This is a genomic window from Methylobacterium jeotgali, assembly GCF_022179345.1.
Taxonomy (GTDB): Bacteria; Pseudomonadota; Alphaproteobacteria; order Rhizobiales; family Beijerinckiaceae; genus Methylobacterium; species Methylobacterium jeotgali.
Map to the genome: position 1 here is coordinate 48134 of NZ_BPQR01000046.1, position 14385 is coordinate 62518.

At 71.9% G+C, this 14385-nt stretch carries 15 protein-coding genes; 5 read left to right on the forward strand and 10 right to left on the reverse strand.

The window, feature by feature from the left end; all coding sequences use genetic code 11:
• Positions 1-10: 10 nt before the first annotated feature.
• From MFF04_RS14360 to MFF04_RS14370, 3 genes are read right to left on the reverse strand one after another with little or no spacing between them, the layout of a single operon-like run.
• Positions 11-1837 (reverse strand): long-chain-acyl-CoA synthetase, encoded by a 1827-nt coding sequence (locus MFF04_RS14360; protein ID WP_373320069.1) that lies wholly within the window; start codon positions 1835-1837, stop codon positions 11-13.
• The gene (metA, locus tag MFF04_RS14365; RefSeq protein WP_238276739.1) at positions 1837-2862 is read right to left on the reverse strand and encodes a homoserine O-succinyltransferase MetA; all 1026 of its coding nucleotides are present in this window, start codon (positions 2860-2862) and stop codon (positions 1837-1839) included. The genes MFF04_RS14360 and metA overlap by 1 nt, the downstream gene beginning before the upstream one ends.
• A gap of 1 nt (position 2863) precedes the next feature.
• Entirely contained in the window at positions 2864-4162 is a 1299-nt protein-coding gene (locus MFF04_RS14370; protein ID WP_238276741.1) for an O-acetylhomoserine aminocarboxypropyltransferase/cysteine synthase family protein, read from the reverse strand.
• Between the two features lie 395 nt (positions 4163-4557).
• Between MFF04_RS14370 and MFF04_RS14375 the strand changes: the two genes are divergently transcribed.
• The gene (locus MFF04_RS14375) at positions 4558-5010 is read left to right on the forward strand and encodes a cupin domain-containing protein (RefSeq protein ID WP_238276743.1); all 453 of its coding nucleotides are present in this window, start codon (positions 4558-4560) and stop codon (positions 5008-5010) included.
• Between the two features lie 96 nt (positions 5011-5106).
• Entirely contained in the window at positions 5107-5964 is an 858-nt protein-coding gene (locus MFF04_RS14380; protein WP_238276744.1) for a branched-chain amino acid aminotransferase, read from the forward strand.
• A 6-nt stretch (positions 5965-5970) separates the two neighbouring features.
• On the opposite strand, the gene MFF04_RS14385 is transcribed toward MFF04_RS14380, so the two are convergent.
• Both MFF04_RS14385 and MFF04_RS14390 read right to left on the reverse strand, forming a co-directional pair.
• Complete coding sequence (locus tag MFF04_RS14385) at positions 5971-6372, reverse strand: DUF6157 family protein (protein ID WP_238276745.1); 402 nt, start codon at positions 6370-6372, stop codon at positions 5971-5973.
• Between the two features lie 314 nt (positions 6373-6686).
• Positions 6687-8366: a thiamine pyrophosphate-binding protein gene (locus MFF04_RS14390; RefSeq protein WP_238276746.1), complete on the reverse strand. Its 1680-nt coding sequence runs from the start codon at positions 8364-8366 to the stop codon at positions 6687-6689.
• A 92-nt stretch (positions 8367-8458) separates the two neighbouring features.
• On the opposite strand from MFF04_RS14390, the gene MFF04_RS14395 reads away from it, so the two are divergent.
• Positions 8459-9199, forward strand: a complete 741-nt coding sequence (locus MFF04_RS14395) for a class I SAM-dependent methyltransferase (RefSeq protein ID WP_238276747.1) — start codon at positions 8459-8461, stop codon at positions 9197-9199.
• A gap of 5 nt (positions 9200-9204) precedes the next feature.
• Here the strand turns inward: MFF04_RS14395 and MFF04_RS14400 are convergent, their stop codons facing one another.
• On the reverse strand, positions 9205-9417 hold the full coding sequence (locus MFF04_RS14400) for a hypothetical protein (RefSeq protein WP_238276748.1): 213 nt from the start codon (positions 9415-9417) through the stop codon (positions 9205-9207).
• A 318-nt stretch (positions 9418-9735) separates the two neighbouring features.
• On the opposite strand from MFF04_RS14400, the gene MFF04_RS14405 reads away from it, so the two are divergent.
• Together MFF04_RS14405 and MFF04_RS14410 are read left to right on the forward strand one after the other, a co-directional pair.
• Entirely contained in the window at positions 9736-10176 is a 441-nt protein-coding gene (locus tag MFF04_RS14405) for a hypothetical protein (RefSeq protein WP_238276749.1), read from the forward strand.
• Complete coding sequence (locus MFF04_RS14410; protein ID WP_238276750.1) at positions 10176-11585, forward strand: FAD-binding oxidoreductase; 1410 nt, start codon at positions 10176-10178, stop codon at positions 11583-11585. Before MFF04_RS14405 ends, MFF04_RS14410 begins: the two co-directional genes overlap by 1 nt.
• A gap of 18 nt (positions 11586-11603) precedes the next feature.
• On the opposite strand, the gene MFF04_RS14415 is transcribed toward MFF04_RS14410, so the two are convergent.
• The 4 genes from MFF04_RS14415 to MFF04_RS14430 all read right to left on the reverse strand — a co-directional run bounded on the left by MFF04_RS14415 (position 11604) and on the right by MFF04_RS14430 (position 14352).
• Positions 11604-12353, reverse strand: coding sequence for an anti-sigma factor (locus MFF04_RS14415; protein WP_238276751.1), 750 nt, complete (start codon positions 12351-12353; stop codon positions 11604-11606).
• Positions 12350-12883 carry a sigma-70 family RNA polymerase sigma factor gene (locus MFF04_RS14420; RefSeq protein ID WP_238276753.1) on the reverse strand — a complete coding sequence of 178 codons (534 nt, stop codon included), beginning with the start codon at positions 12881-12883 and terminating at the stop codon, positions 12350-12352. The genes MFF04_RS14415 and MFF04_RS14420 overlap by 4 nt, the downstream gene beginning before the upstream one ends.
• Positions 12884-12971: 88 nt before the next feature.
• The gene (locus tag MFF04_RS14425) at positions 12972-13757 is read right to left on the reverse strand and encodes a DUF4394 domain-containing protein (protein WP_238276755.1); all 786 of its coding nucleotides are present in this window, start codon (positions 13755-13757) and stop codon (positions 12972-12974) included.
• A 160-nt stretch (positions 13758-13917) separates the two neighbouring features.
• Positions 13918-14352 carry a DUF779 domain-containing protein gene (locus tag MFF04_RS14430; protein WP_238276757.1) on the reverse strand — a complete coding sequence of 145 codons (435 nt, stop codon included), beginning with the start codon at positions 14350-14352 and terminating at the stop codon, positions 13918-13920.
• Positions 14353-14385 lie beyond the last annotated feature (33 nt).

Consider the following 14385-nt stretch of genomic DNA (forward strand, 5'->3'; position numbering starts at 1 on the left):
TTCGGGCCGCTCAGAGGCGCAAGCGCCCGGCCCCGATCTCCGCCAACAGCGCCGCGTCGAGGGTCCGGTAGGCGCTCTCGACGGCGACGAGGAGCGGATCGCGGATGCGGGCCGGGTCGAAGCCCTCGGCGGCGAGCGCCGCCTTCTTCTGCTTGAAGGTCTCGGTGCGCCCGATCTCGCCCGTCAGCCGCAGGAAGACCGGCCGCGCGTAGGCCGGCAGGCGCGCGGCGAGATGATCGGAAAGCGCCGCCAGGTCGAAGTCCGGTCCGACGCTGAGCGCGGCCATGCCGGCGCGCCCGTCCGCGCCCGGCACGGCGACGCCGTAGACCGCCGCCTCCTCGACGCCGGGGCAGAGGGAGAGCACCTCCGCGACCTCGGTGGTGGCGACGTTCTCGCCCTTCCAGCGGAAGGTGTCGCCGATGCGGTCGACGAAGTGGAAGAACCCTTGCGCGTCCTGGCGCATCAGATCGCCGGTGCGCATCCAGGCATCGCCGGGCTTCAGCACGTCGCGCAGGACCTTGCGGCCGCTCTCCCTGGCGTCGGTGTAGCCCTCGAAGCGGTGCTCGGCCTTGTCGGAGAGGCGCCCGAGCAGCTCGCCCGCCTCGCCGCGGGGCGCGCGCTGGCAGAGCCCGTCCGGACCGCGCCAGGGTAGCCCGGTCTCGTGGTCGTGGCGCACGATCAGGGCCGGGGAGCGGTGGGCCATGAAGCTCGGCACGCGGCCGACCGCGCCGACCCGCCCCTCGACGTTGTAGAGGGAGACCGTGCCCTCGGTCGCCGCGTAAAACTCGAGCACGCGGGGAACCGCGAAGCGCTCCTGGAAGCGCTCCCACACGTCCGGCCGCAGCCCGTTGCCGGTGCAGAGCCGCAGGGCGTGCGCCCGCTCCAGGGCGTGCGGCGGGCTGCCGGCCAGGTAGCGGCAGAGCTCGCCGATATACTGGAACAGCGTGCAGCGCTCCGCGACGATGTCGTCCCAGAAGCGGCGCGCCGAGAACTTTTCCCGGATCACCACGGAGCCCCCGCCCAGAAGCGGTGCGCCCACCGCCACGATGCCGCCCACGCTGTGGTAGAGGGGCAGGCAGTCGTACATGCGGTCGTCGGGCTGCGGGTCGATGAGCCCGGCGAACCAATGCGTCCACATCATGATGCGGTGGTGGCTGACGCGGGCCGCCTTCGGCAGGCCCGTGGTGCCCGAGGTGTAGATCAGCAGCGCCTCGTCGGAGAGGGTGACGCCCCGCTCCTCCTCCGCGCGTAGCGGGCCGCCGTCGAACGCCGAGACGGCGGTTTCGAGGTCTTCCGCCGGCCAGAGGCGGGGCGCTGTATCGAGATGCGCGCGCGCCTCCTCGAAAGCCGGCCGCAGCGCCGCCTCGACGATGGCGTGCCGGGGCTCGGCCACGGTGAGGCAGTGGGCCAGACTCGGCCCGCGCAGGTGGGTGTTGAGGAGCGCGACCCGCACGCCGACCCGGGTCAGCCCGAGCCAGAGGGCGACGTATTCGGGCCGGTTGCGCATCAGCAGCGCGACCGTGTCGCCCTTGGCGATTCCCTGACGAAGCGCCCAGCGGGCGATGCGGTTCTGGCAAGCGGCGAGGCCGGCATGGCTCAGGCGCTCGTCCCCCTCGCCGATCAGGGCGGGGGCGTCGCCGTGGAGGGCGGCGAGACCGTCGACGACCACGGGGAAGGTGCGGGCGGGCTCCGCATCGATGCGGGCCGTGCGCGCGAGCGCGCCGATCCAGCCGGCGGTGGACGATTGTTTCGGGACTTGGGGCGCGTCGGCAGACATGCCCTCGTGCATGACGGGCTCTGCCTCGCGCAGGTCCGGATGATCGGCGACGCGATCCATCACGCAGCCTCCCGCGCCGCGGCGGCGCGCTCGGCGACGAGGGTCAGGAAGCCGCGCATCAGCGAGGCGGCCCCCGCCTGCCAGGCGGCGCGCAGGGGCGGCTCCACGTCGATCGAGGGAAAGGGCGCGGCGCGCGGGGCGCCCTCGGCCAGCATGCGCGCGGCATTGCCGGCGAAGTCGGAGAGGCGCCGGGCGGCGTCCGCCGGGAAGTAGTGGGCGGGCAGGCTCGGACAGTCGGCGCGCTCGCGGCCGAGGAAGCGGCTGACGTCGCGGCGATACTCGCGGGCGAGGCTGTCGCCGTCGTACTCGGGATGGCCCTGGAGGAAGACGAACAGGCCGCCGTCGCGCTCGCGCAGGAACAGGTCGACGCCGACTTGCGCCGAGCGCCGCAGCACCATGTAGCCGGCCGCAGTGAGATCGGCCTCGGGCAGGTCGTTCCAGCGGGAATGCGGGACCGGCGTGACGCGGGGCACGCGCATCAGGAGCGGATGGTCGGCGACGCGCTCGCAGCGATAGACGCCAGAGTACTTTGCCGGCAACCTGCGGCGCTCGATGCCGTCGAGATGCAGCACGGCGGCATGCGCCGCGAGGCAGGAGAACAGGGTCGGCGTGCCCCGCGCCCAGGCCCGGCCGACGGTCTCGCCGAAGGCCTCGAAATAGGGCTCGTCGCTCAGGTGCGCGGCCTTCGGCTCGCAGCCGGTGACGATCAGCGCGTCGAGCCCCGCCGCGGGGATGGCACTGGCGGGCGCGTATCCGGCGAGCGCCATGTGGGCGCGAGCCTGCTCGCCGCGGGCGACGCCGTCGAGGAAGAACGGCAGCAGCCGCGCCCCGCGCCGGCCGGCGCCGGCATCGACCACGCGGCCGAACTGCCGCTCCGTCTGGATCAGGGCGGCATCGGGCATGTTGTTGAGGAGACCGACCCGCAGGGGCGGCAGCGCCCGGCGCGCGGATGGGCGATGCAGGGCGATCGCGTCCGGCGCCGCGTCGTGGCGCTCGAAGGTCTCGCGGCTGTGCAGGCCCTCCATGTCAGGCGGCCTCGGCGGGAAGGGCGGGCGCCGCCTGTGCCAGAGCCTGAGCGAGGTCCTCCAGGATGTCGTCGGCGTGCTCGATGCCGATGCTGAGCCGGATCGTCTCGGGCAGGATGCCGGCGGCGCGCTGCTCGGCCGGGGTCATCTGGCGGTGGGTGGTCGAGGCCGGATGGCAAGCGAGCGACTTGGCGTCGCCGATGTTGACGAGGCGCTTCACGAGCTTGAGCCCGTCGTAGAAGCGCTTGCCCGCCTCGAAGCCGCCATGCACCCCGAAGGTGAGGAGCGAGGAGCCTTCGCCGCCGAGATACTTCACCGCCATGGCGTGGTGGGGGCTGTCGGGGAAGCCGGCGTAGTTGACCCAGGCGACGCCGGGATGGGCGCGAAGAAACTCGGCGACCCGGCGTCCGTTCGCGACGTGCCGCTCGACCCTGAGCGCGACGGTCTCGATGCCCTGGAGGAGCAGGAAGGCGGAGAGCGCCGGCAGCACCGCGCCGGTGGTGCGCTGGTAGACGCTGCGGGCACGGGCCACGAAGGCGCTCGGCCCGAAATGATCGGCGTAGACCAGCCCGTGATACGAGACGTCCGGCTCGCAGAACATCGGGAAGCGTTTCGCGTTCGCACGCCAGTCGAAGCGGCCGGACTCGACGATGACGCCGCCGAGCGTGGTGCCGTGGCCGCCCATGAACTTGGTCAGCGAGGCGATGACGATGTCGGCCCCGTGCTCGATCGGGCGCAGCAGGATCGGCGTCGCCACCGTGTTGTCGACGACGAGGGGGACACCTGCGGCGTGCGCCACCTCGGCGAGCCCCGCGATGTCGCAGATGTTGCCGGCGGGGTTGCCGATCGACTCGCAGTAGACGGCGCGGGTCTCGTCGTCGATCAGCGCGGCGATGTCCTCGGGGCGGTCGCTGGCCGCGAAGCGCGTGACGATGCCCTGGCGGGGCAGCACGTGGGCCAGCAGCGTGTGGGTGGTGCCGTAGAGCTGCGGCACGCAGACGATGTTGCCGCCCCGGTCGGCCAGCGTCGCGATGGCGTAGTGAAGCGCGGCCTGGCCCGTCGCCACGGCGAGCGCCGCGTGGCCGCCCTCGAGCGCCGCGACGCGCTTCTCCAGCACGGCGACCGTCGGGTTGGCGATGCGGCTGTAGCGGAACCCCTCCTCCTCCAGGTTGAAGAGGGCGGCGCCGTGGTCGGCGCTGTCGAAGGAGTAGGCCACCGTCTGGTAGATCGGCACCGCGACGGCGTGCGTCGTGGGGTCGTCCTGGTAGCCGGCATGGACGGCGATGGTCTCGCTGCGCATGGAAGTGTCCCGTTCCGGGGCGCCTGGGGTGCCCGAGCCTGTGATGGCGCAAGCGCCGAACCACATCTCTGCGGGACGGGCGCGGCCGATCCGGTGAAGAACGTCGGTAAACGGGTCCTCACCTCGGAACGAAGGTGAATCGTTGAGCATTCGCCCCGGATCGGACGCGATCGTGCGGGCATCGGGGCATCGCGCGGAGTCTCTGGACGAAACAGATCGTCGGCGTCCACGTCCCGATACTGATCACTCTCCCGGATCGTAACGGCGAAGATTTCAATCGTTCCGATTAACTACGGGCGAAAGCTTCTCTTGAGAAAACGGGCCGGTTTCTGTTTGTTGCGGTTCCCGTGCCGGCCCGCTATCCGCCGCGCGCATTCGAGGGAGGCAAGAGCACGATGTCGACGACGCCGATGGTCCCTTCGGTCACGAACGTGGAGCTGGTCTCCGCGCCGATCGAGCCGAGCTGGATCCGCGAGGGCGCGCCCGCCGCGCGCAACCACGTCCTCTCGAAGAGCGCCGACGGGCTCGCCAGCACGCTCGTCTGGGACTGCACCGCCGGCCGCTTCGAGTGGCACTACGACATCGACGAGACGATCTACTTCCTCGAGGGCTCGGCGACGATCGACGACCGCCGCGGCACCGTGAAGACCTTCACCGCCGGCGACGTGCTGTTCCTGCCCCGCGGTGCCGTCTGCGACTGGCACGTCGAGAGCTACGTGCGGAAGGTTGCCTTCTGCCGGCGCACGCAGCCCAAGCTCGTCGGCCTCGCCATGCGGGTGATCGGGCGGCTGCAGCGCATGGTCAGGAAGCCCGCCCCGGCCCCGATCGGCTTCGGCCAGGCGGCCTGAGTTGATCGACCCCTCTCCCCGCACGCGGGGAGAGGGGATCGCGCCCGATTTTGAGTCGTCCGAGAGACCGAACCCTCCTCGTCGGGAGCCCCAGCGATGACCTCCGCCCCTGAGTCGACCTGGACCTTCTTCGAGGGCGCCTGGCACCCCGGCAACGTGCGCATGATGGGGCCGCGCACCCACGGCGCCTGGCTCGGCTCCACGGTCTTCGATGGCGCCCGCGCTTTCGAGGGCGTGACGCCGGACCTCGACCGCCATCTCGCGCGGGTGAACCGCTCGGCGACCGCCATGGGGCTCAAGCCCACGGTGAGCGAGGGGCTATGGGCTGAGCTCGTCGCGGACGGGCTCTCCCGCTTCCCCCGCGACGCCGAGCTCTACATCCGCCCGATGTACTGGGCGGAGGAGGGCTTCGCCGGCGGCGTGCGCTTCGATCCTGAGAGCACCAACCACGCGCTCTGCCTCTACGTCGCGCCGATGCCGCTGCCCACGGGCGTGCGGGCGACGCTCTCCCCCTACCGCCGCCCGACCGCCGACTGCGCTCCCGTCGAGGCCAAGGCCGGCTGCCTCTACCCGAACGGCGCCCGCGCCCTGACCGAGGCCTACGGGCGCGGCTTCGGCAACTGCATGCTGCGCGACGCGCTCGGCAACGTCGCCGAGTTCGCAAACGCCAACGCCTTCCTCGCCAAGGACGGCGTGGTGCGGACGCCCGTGGCCAATGGCAGCTTCCTCGCCGGCATCACCCGCGCCCGGGTGATCGCGCTCCTGCGCGGCGCCGGCGTCACGGTGGTGGAGGAGACCCTGAGCTACGCCGACTTCCAGGCGGCCGACGAGGTCTTCACCGCCGGCAACTTCGCCAAGCTCGCCCCCGTCACGGCGCTCGACGAGCGCCGCTTCGAGCCCGGCCCGATGTTCCGCAGGGCGCGCCAGCTCTACTGGGATTTCGCGCACGCCTGAGCCGGCTCAGGCCCGGCGGCTGCGCATTCCGCTGACGATGGTGAGACCGGGGCGCTGCGACAGGTCGCGGTAGCCCTCCGTCTCGATCCCATGGATCGCGATGCGCCCGTGCGCGTCATGATGCACGCCCCAGCCGTAGCGCTTCACCAGCGGCGAGGCCCGCAGGCAGGCCTGGGGCTTGGCAAAGAACGCGGCCCGTGCCGCCTCCCGCTCCGCCGTCTCGATCCCGCCGCGCAGGGCGTGGACCTCGAACAGCAGCTCGTCGCTCGTGAGGGCGTAGGGCGCACCGGCGAGCAGCCGGTGCTGATGCCAGGCGACGCTGCCTTCCCTGCCCGGCGCCTGCCCGGCCTGAGCCGGGCAGTCAGGCGAGACGAGGACGAATGTGTCGGCTGCGTTGGTGCTGTGCATGGACGGCGGGATCGACTTCCTGTTGCCGTATGGCAAAGCGGTGTCCACGGTCGAATGCCGAGCAACGCCTATCTTCGGCACGCGAGCCGACGCGCATCGTCGTCCCAGATATAGCTATCATGACTCTGGTCATCGCACCGATCGATCTCTCGATTGATTTCGATAGCTGCGTCGACAAGCAGAGCGATGGCCCCCACGAACGATCCGGTCACAATCAATAATACAAGCCGCCTCATGATCGGCAGGATCTCTCCGGAGACATCACAAAATCCGGCGAGGCCGGACGCGGGAGGCCCGCGCCCGCCGCTATCCCCTCACCGCCCCTTCAGCGCCCCGGCCCGGATCGCCTCCAGCGTCGCGCCGGGTGAGATCGCATCCGTCGAGATCTTCAGGTGGACGATGGCGGGCTGGCCGCTGTCGCGGGCGGCGCGCAGCGCCTCCGGAAAGTCCTCGGTGCGCTCCACGGTGATCCCGAAGCCGCCGAAGGCGCGGGCGTAGGCGGCGAAGTCGGGGTTGCGCAGGTCGGTGGCAAGCACCCGGCCGGGGAAGTCGCGCTCCTGATGCATCCGGATAGTGCCGTAGCTGGCGTTGTCGCAGACGATGCAGACGATCGGCAGGTCGTGCTGGATCGCCGTGGCGAACTCCTGGCCGTTCATGAGGAAGTCGCCGTCGCCGGCGAGCGAGATCACCGTGCGGCCCGGATGCAGCACCTGCATCGCCACCGCCGCCGGCACGCCGTAGCCCATGGAACCCGCGGTCGGTGCCACGTGGCTCCCGAGGCGGCGGAAGCGGTAGAAGCGGTGGATCCAGGCGGCGTAGTTGCCCGCCCCGTTGCAGATCACCGCGTCCTCGGGGAGTGTCTCGCGCAGGTGCACCATCACCGCGCCGAGGTTGACGCCGCCGGGCTGGGGCGTCGGCTCCTCGCTCCAGGCGCGATACTCGGCGTGGCCGGCGCGGGTGCGCTCCGCCCAGGGGATGCTCTTCGGGGCAGGCAGCGCCGCCAGCGCCGCCGCCGTGCGGGCGGGCGAGGCGTTCACCGCGAGATGCGGCACGTAGACCCGGCCGATCTCCTCCGGGCCCGGATGGATGTGCACGAGCCGGCACTGAGGGTTGGGGATGTCGAGCACACCGTAGCCCTGGCTCGGCACCTCGCCGAGGCGCCCGCCGAGGACGATCAGGAGGTCGCTCTCGCGCACGCGGGCGACGAGCTTCGGGTTGGCGGCGAGACCGAGATCGCCCGCGTAGGACGGATGCAGGGGGTCGAAGAGCGGCAGGCGCCGGTAGCTCGTGGCCACCGGCAGGTCGAAGCGCTCGGCGAAGCGGCGGATATCGGCATAGGCCTCTTCCGTCCAGCGGCTGCCGCCGAGGAGGAGGAAGGGGCGCTCCGCCTCGGCGAGCAGCGCGCCGATGCGGGCGATCTCCTCCGCGCCGGGCGCGGCCTCGACCGCTTGCCAGGGCGCGGCGAGCGGGCCCGGACAGGGCTCCCTCAGCATGTCCTTGGGCAGGCCGATCACCACGGGGCCGGGCCGCCCCGAGGTCGCGGCGTGGAAGGCGCGAGAGACGTATTCGGGCACGCGGGCGCCGTCCTCGATCTCGGTCGCCCATTTCGCGATCGGCCCGAAGAAGGCCCGGTAGTCGACCTCCTGCCAGGCCTCGCGGTCGCGCAAGCCCCGCTCGATCTGCCCGACGAACAGGATCATCGGGCTCGAATCCTGCTGGGCGACGTGGATGCCCGCCGAGGCGTTGGTGGCGCCCGGCCCCCGCGTCACGAAGCAGACGCCGGGCCGCCCCGTGACCTTGCCGTGGGCCTCGGCCATCATCGCCGCGCCGCCCTCCTGCCGGCAGGTGATCACCTCGATGCCGGATTCGTAGAGCGCGTCGAGCACCGGCAGGAAGCTCTCGCCGGGCACCGTGAAGACCTGGCGCACGCCGTTGGCGTGGAGCTGCGCGACCAGCGCCTGCGCGGCGCTGCGGGGGGCGTGGTCGTGGGTCATCGGGCGACGGGTCCGTGGTTGTGGCCGGGGCGCGGCGCCACCAACTGGCGAGCGTGGCCGCGCGCGTTGCGGCGCCTGCGGGAGAGGATGCGATGGCGGATGGCGGGGACGGCGCGGCGCAAGGGCATGATCTCGGATCGGAGCACTTCCTGAAGGGCTTCTCCGATCCGGAGGTGGTGGCGCGCTACGCGGAAGGGCCCCGGCGCTACGTGCCGGGCTTCGAGAGCCTGCACCGGATGACCGCGATCCTGCTCGCCGAGCGGGCGCCGAAAGACGCACGGGTGCTCGTGCTCGGCGCGGGCGGGGGGCTCGAACTCAAGGCTCTGGCGGACGCGCATCCGGGCTGGACCTTCGTCGGCGTCGATCCGTCGGCCGAGATGCTGCAGGCGGCCGAGCGCCTGCTCGGCGATCATATGGCACGGGTGACCTTGATCGAAGGTTACATCGACGCCGCCCCGCGGAGTTCCTCGGAGCTTGGCCCCTTCGATGCCGCGACCTGCCTGCTGACCCTGCATTTCCTGAAGGCCCCGGAGCGCCGCGACACCCTGCGGGCGATCCGCGAGCGGCTTCGCCCCGGCGCGCCGTTCGTCGCCGCCCATGGCAGCTTCCCGCAGGGGGCTGAGCGGGACCTCTGGCTGCAACGCTACGCCGCCTACGCGGTCGCCTCCGGCGCCGATCCGGAGCAGGCGGAGACGGCCCGCGCCGCGGTCGCCGCGAGCGTGCAGATGCTGAGCCCGGAGGCGGATGCGGCGATCCTGGACGAGGCGGGGTTCCACGACGCGACCCTGTTCTTCGCGGCCTTCACCTGGCGCGGCTGGATCGCCCACGCCTGAGCGCCTCAGGGCGTCACCAGGGCCCGGCGCCTGCGGGGACGCCGTGTCGTGGGCTTCGGTGCAGGCGCCGCGTCGCTCATCGGCAGGCCGGCCGCCGCGCCGAAGCGCTCCGCCGGGTCCGGGGCCGAGGCGGGCGGCGTCTCTCCGTGCAGGAGGGTCCGCAGGCGGGCGAGGGCGTCGGGATCGGCCGAGAGCAGGTCTTGCGCGAGATGGGGCATGGCGGGGTCCGGATCCGCGTCGGATCGGTGGTATCCTTCAGCGGCCCGACTTGAGGCCCGGCTCAAAGAATCGATCGAATTGTCACGATCTCTTGATTTCGTCGGCCGAGAGGCCGTTCGGGTTCAGGCGAAGACTGTTGTCGGTAGATTAGAGCCGGCGCCGCCGCCTCGCGCCCGCGTAGACTACCGAGGGTTGTGGATGCCTGTGCATCGCCCCCGCTCCAGGCGCGATTGCCACCGGGCGGGGCAGGGCTCACTGTGCGGTTCCCAAGAAGGCGGGCCGCGCTGCATGACGGCCGCCCACGGAGGACGCCCCCGATGTCTCGTTCCACCCTCACCCGGCTCGCGGTCGCGGGCGCCACGCTGCTCCTGGCGGGCGCGGCGCAGGCCCAGATCCGCAACGCGCCGGGCCCGCGGGCGCTCGAGTTCGCGGCCTACGTCTTCGCCGCCTCGAACGTCTGCGGCTACCGCATCGACACCGACCAGTTCGAGGCGCTCCTCGCCAAGCAGAGCACCACGAGCCGCGATGTGAGCCCGCGCGGGCCGTTCGGGGCGCGGGTGCAGACGATGTTCGCACTGATGTCGAACGAGATGGCCCGCGACCGGGCCCGCTCGTGCGTGGCCATCGACGCGGAGTATGGCAAGGAGGGAACCGTCGCCCGCAACCTGCTGCTGCCCGCCGACGCGGCGGCTCCGCCCTCCCCGCCCCCCGCGGCCGAGCCCCCGGCTCCGCCCGCCAACCCGCCCGCGCCCCGCTGATGCCAGAGACCGATCTCGACCCGTTCCGCGAGGCTCTCGGCCACGGCGGCGTGCTCAGCGAGGCGGGCGAGACCGAGCCCTACGTGCTCGATCATCGCGGGCTGATGCGGGGCGAGACGCCGGCGGTGCTGCGCCCCCGCAGCGTCGCTGAGGTCCAGGAGGTCGTGCGGCTGGCCGGTCGGCTCGGGTTCGGGATCGTGCCGCAGGGGGGCAACACCGGCTATGTCGGCGGCGCGACGCCGGAGCCCGGCCGGCGCCAGCTCGTGGTCAGCCTGGAGCGGCTGGCGTCCTTACGCTCCATCGACCCGCTCAACTTCACCATGGAATGCGACGCCGGGATGATCCTGGCGCAGGCGCAAGCCGCCGCGGCCGAGCACGGGCTGCTCCTCCCCTTGAGCCTCGGCTCGGAGGGAAGCTGCCGCCTCGGGGGCAATCTCGGCACCAATGCCGGCGGTCTCCAGGTGCTGCGCTACGGCATGGCCCGCGACCTGGTGCTCGGCATCGAGGCGGTGCTGGCGGACGGCTCGCTGTTCGGCGACATGCGCAGCTTACGCAAGAACAACGTCGGCACCGACGTGAAGCAGCTCTTCGTCGGCAGCGAGGGCACGCTCGGCATCGTCACCGGGGTGGTTCTGAAGCTGTGGCCGTCCCAGGATTATCGCGCGACGGCCTGGGTGTCGCTGGCCGAGGGCGCGCCGCTCCCCGAGATCGCCGCGCGCCTGCGCCGGGAGACCGCCGACCTCGTCTCGACCTTCGAGCTGATCTCGGGAAACTCGCTCGCTCTCGTCGAGCGGATGCGCGGCGGCGCGCTCGGGGTCGCGGCGGGATCGGGGGGCGCGCTCCTCATCGAGCTCTCCGCCTCGATCGAGCGCATCCCCCTGGAGGAATTGTTGCTCGCCTGCCTCGAAGGGCTGATGGAGGCCGGATACGTGGAGGACGCGGTGCTGGCGCAGTCCGAGAGCCAGCGCCGGGCGTTCTGGGCGATCCGCGAGACCATCCCGGAGGGCGAGAAGGCGGCCGGCGGCTCGGTGAAGCTCGACATCGCGCTCCCCGTCTCCGCGCTCGCGACCTTCCTCGAACGGGCTGGCGCCGAGCTCGCGCGAAAAATGCCGGAGGTGCGCCTCTCCTTCTACGGCCATGTCGGGGACGGCAACCTGCACTACAACCTGCTCGTCCCCGAAGGCCGCGAGCGCGTCGCCTTTACCCATGAGGTCAACGAGGGCGTCGCCCACACGGTCTACGAAATCGCCCGCGATCTCGGCGGAAGCTACAGCGCCGAGTACGGCATCGGCCGCTTCAAGCGCGACCTTCTGGAGCGCTACGCCGACCCGACCCGGCTGACGCTGGTGGGCGCGATCAAGCGGGCGCTGGACCCGGAGGGGCGGTTGAACGCGGGGGCGATGCTGTGATGCGGTCGCCTCGTCCGACTACAGCGCTCGCGTCGGCGGCGCGCTCGCCCGACCGATGAACAGGATGCGGCCGGTCGGCCGGCCGGTGGGGGAGCCCGCTTCCGGCTCGAGGGTGATCTCGAAGAGCTGTCCGGACCCGATCGTTCCGAGCCGCTCCGGCGGTAGCCGCACCGAGCCGCCGGGCGGCAGCACGCCGAGCGAGACCGGCCCACGCGCTTGGTCCCAGAGGGTCCAGAGCTGGAGCGCGCGGCCCCGGCCGGGCGCGACGCTGGCGAGCGGGATCGAGCGGACCGTGCCGTCCTCGGCGACCTGGATCAGCCACCCCGGACCGCTCTCGGCTCCGGAATCGTCGCGGCTCTGAAGCAGCGCGTAGAAGCGCGTCGCGCTCTCCGACGGCTGCCCGACGCCGCCGGGAAGCACGGCGAGCAGGATCGCCGCCGCCGTTGCGAGCGCCGTGGCTCCGCGCCAGAAGGGAGCGCTGCGCCAGAGCCGCCGGACGCTGCGTTCGGGTGCCGGCGCCGCCGCGCGCCGCTGCCGAAGCGCCGCGACGTCACGCTCGATCCGAGCCCAGAGCGCGGGATCGTCCGCCTCCGGCGCGAGGCCCTCGGACAGGGCCAGCAGCCTCGTCTCCCAGTAGGCGACCCTGTCGCGGAGATCGGCGTCCGTGCCCATCGCGCGCTCGACCTCGCGGACCGTGTCCGCGTCGAGCAGGCCGAGCACGTACTCGCCGGCGAGGACGTCGCGGTCGTCAGGCGCGCTGGGGATCATGACAGGCACTCCTTCAGCGCCAGAAGGCTGCGGCGGATCCAGGCCTTGACCGTTCCGAGCGGCGCGCCGAGGCGGCTCGCGATCTCTGCGTGAGACAGCCCGTCCGTGTAGGCGAGAACGATCGCTTGGCGCCGCTCCGGCTCGAGCCGGGCGAGGCACACCCGCAGCCGTGCCGCGTCCTGGCTCGCCTCCAGCCTCGCGAGCGGGTCGGGCGCCTCGTCGGCCTCCAGCTCGGATGCGGCCGGCTCGACCTCGCGCCCTGCCCGACGGGCATGCTTCAAGGCGCGGTAGCGGACGATGCTGGCGATCCAGGCGCGCGCAGCGCCCTTCTCGCGGTCGAAGCTGCCGGCCCGCTCCCAGATGTCGAGGAAGCTGTCGTGGATCACGTCCGCCGCGACCTCGCGACGGCGCACGATCCGCAAAGCCACCGCCAGCAGGAAGCCCGCCTCCCTCTCGTAGAGCCGGCGCAGCGCGGAGACGTCGCGGCGGGCGCAGGCCTCGAGCTCCGCCGCGTGATCGAAGACGCCCATTCTCGCTCCGGGGTCGGCGACGCTGCCGGTCGCGGAGAGGGCCCCGCCGCGCTTGTCGGGCGCGGCGGGGGATCGGTTCCCGGCCAGGCTACATCGCCGGTAGGATCGCGATGTCGCGGACCGCGCCGGAGACGCCGGAGATCTTGCCGGCCGCCTCGCCCTTACCCGTCGCGAGGTCCACCTTGTACAGCATGTCGCCGGACATGGCCCAGGCTTGGTTGCCGCCCTTGCCGTCCGACAGGATGTCGAACGCGACGCCTTCGCCGGAGATGCCGAGCGTGCCGACCGTGTTGAGGATGCCGTCGTTCGGCGGCGCCTGCTTCAGCAGCACGCCGGACGCGTCGATGTCGTACAGCACCGTCTCCTTCGTGCCCTTCATGGAGTTGGTGTAGGCGCCAGCCACGACCTTCGGGATCTTGCCCTTCATCCCGTCTGTCTCGGCGAACTTGAGCCCACCGTCCTTGGTGACCTTCCCGTCGTCGACGTTCGCCCGCAGGTTGGTGCCGTCGGAGCCGATGACGCGCAGCCGATCGGCGACCGGGTTGAAGTCGACGGTCGCCACCACGCCGGCCGGCAGCATCGTGTCGAGCTTCGACTTCGGCGTGGCCTTTCCGGTCGCCGGATCGATCGTGACGACGCTGCCGTCGGAGATCACGGCGTAGAGCAGGCCGTCGGCCGGACGCACGTCGATGCCCAGAACCTTGCCTGTGATGCCGCCGACCGTGACGGTCTTGACCACCTTCCCGGCCGCGGTATCGATATGGGCAAGCGTCGCGTCGCCGACGAGAGCCGCGACCGTCTCGGCCCGGGCGCCGCTCGCCCCGAGAACCGTACCGGCCAGGATCGTGCCCGCCGCGAGGATGTTCTTCGTCATGAAAGACTCCCGTCTGCCGCACCGGCGGCATCGGGAGCGTTAGCCGCGAGGATGCGGTGCGGATGCAGGCGCGGCGAGAATTTTTCGGCCGCATCCGTCGGGGCCGGCCGAGCGGCGGCCTGGAAGCGATCGAGCGTCGCCGATGCGTCCGCGGGCGCTCTCAAACCCGGCACGCCCCCTCCAGCGCCCTGTTCTCCGCCTCCGAGAACAGCCGCGAGCGGATGTGGAAGCGTTTCTCGCGGCCGTTCTCCAGGGAGAACATGCCGCCGCGGCCGGGGACCACGTCGAGGAGGATGTGGGTGTGGCGCCAGACGGCGAACTGGGAACGGCTGATGAAGAACTCGGCGCAGCCGACTTCGCCGAGGCGCACGTCGCCGTCGCTGATGATGAAATCGCCCACCGGGTAGCACATCGGCGAGGAGCCGTCGCAGCAGCCGCCCGACTGGTGGAACATCACCGGGCCGTACTCGGCGCGCAGCTCCGCGATGAGGGCGAGCGCGGCGGGGGTCGCGGTGACGCGCAGCGGCGTGCCGTCGGCGCCCGCGTGGTCGGCGGTGGCGGCCTCAGGCGGTTCCGGCGTGACGGCCTCGCTCATGGCGTCCCTCCTCTTCACGTTCCGGGGGAACAT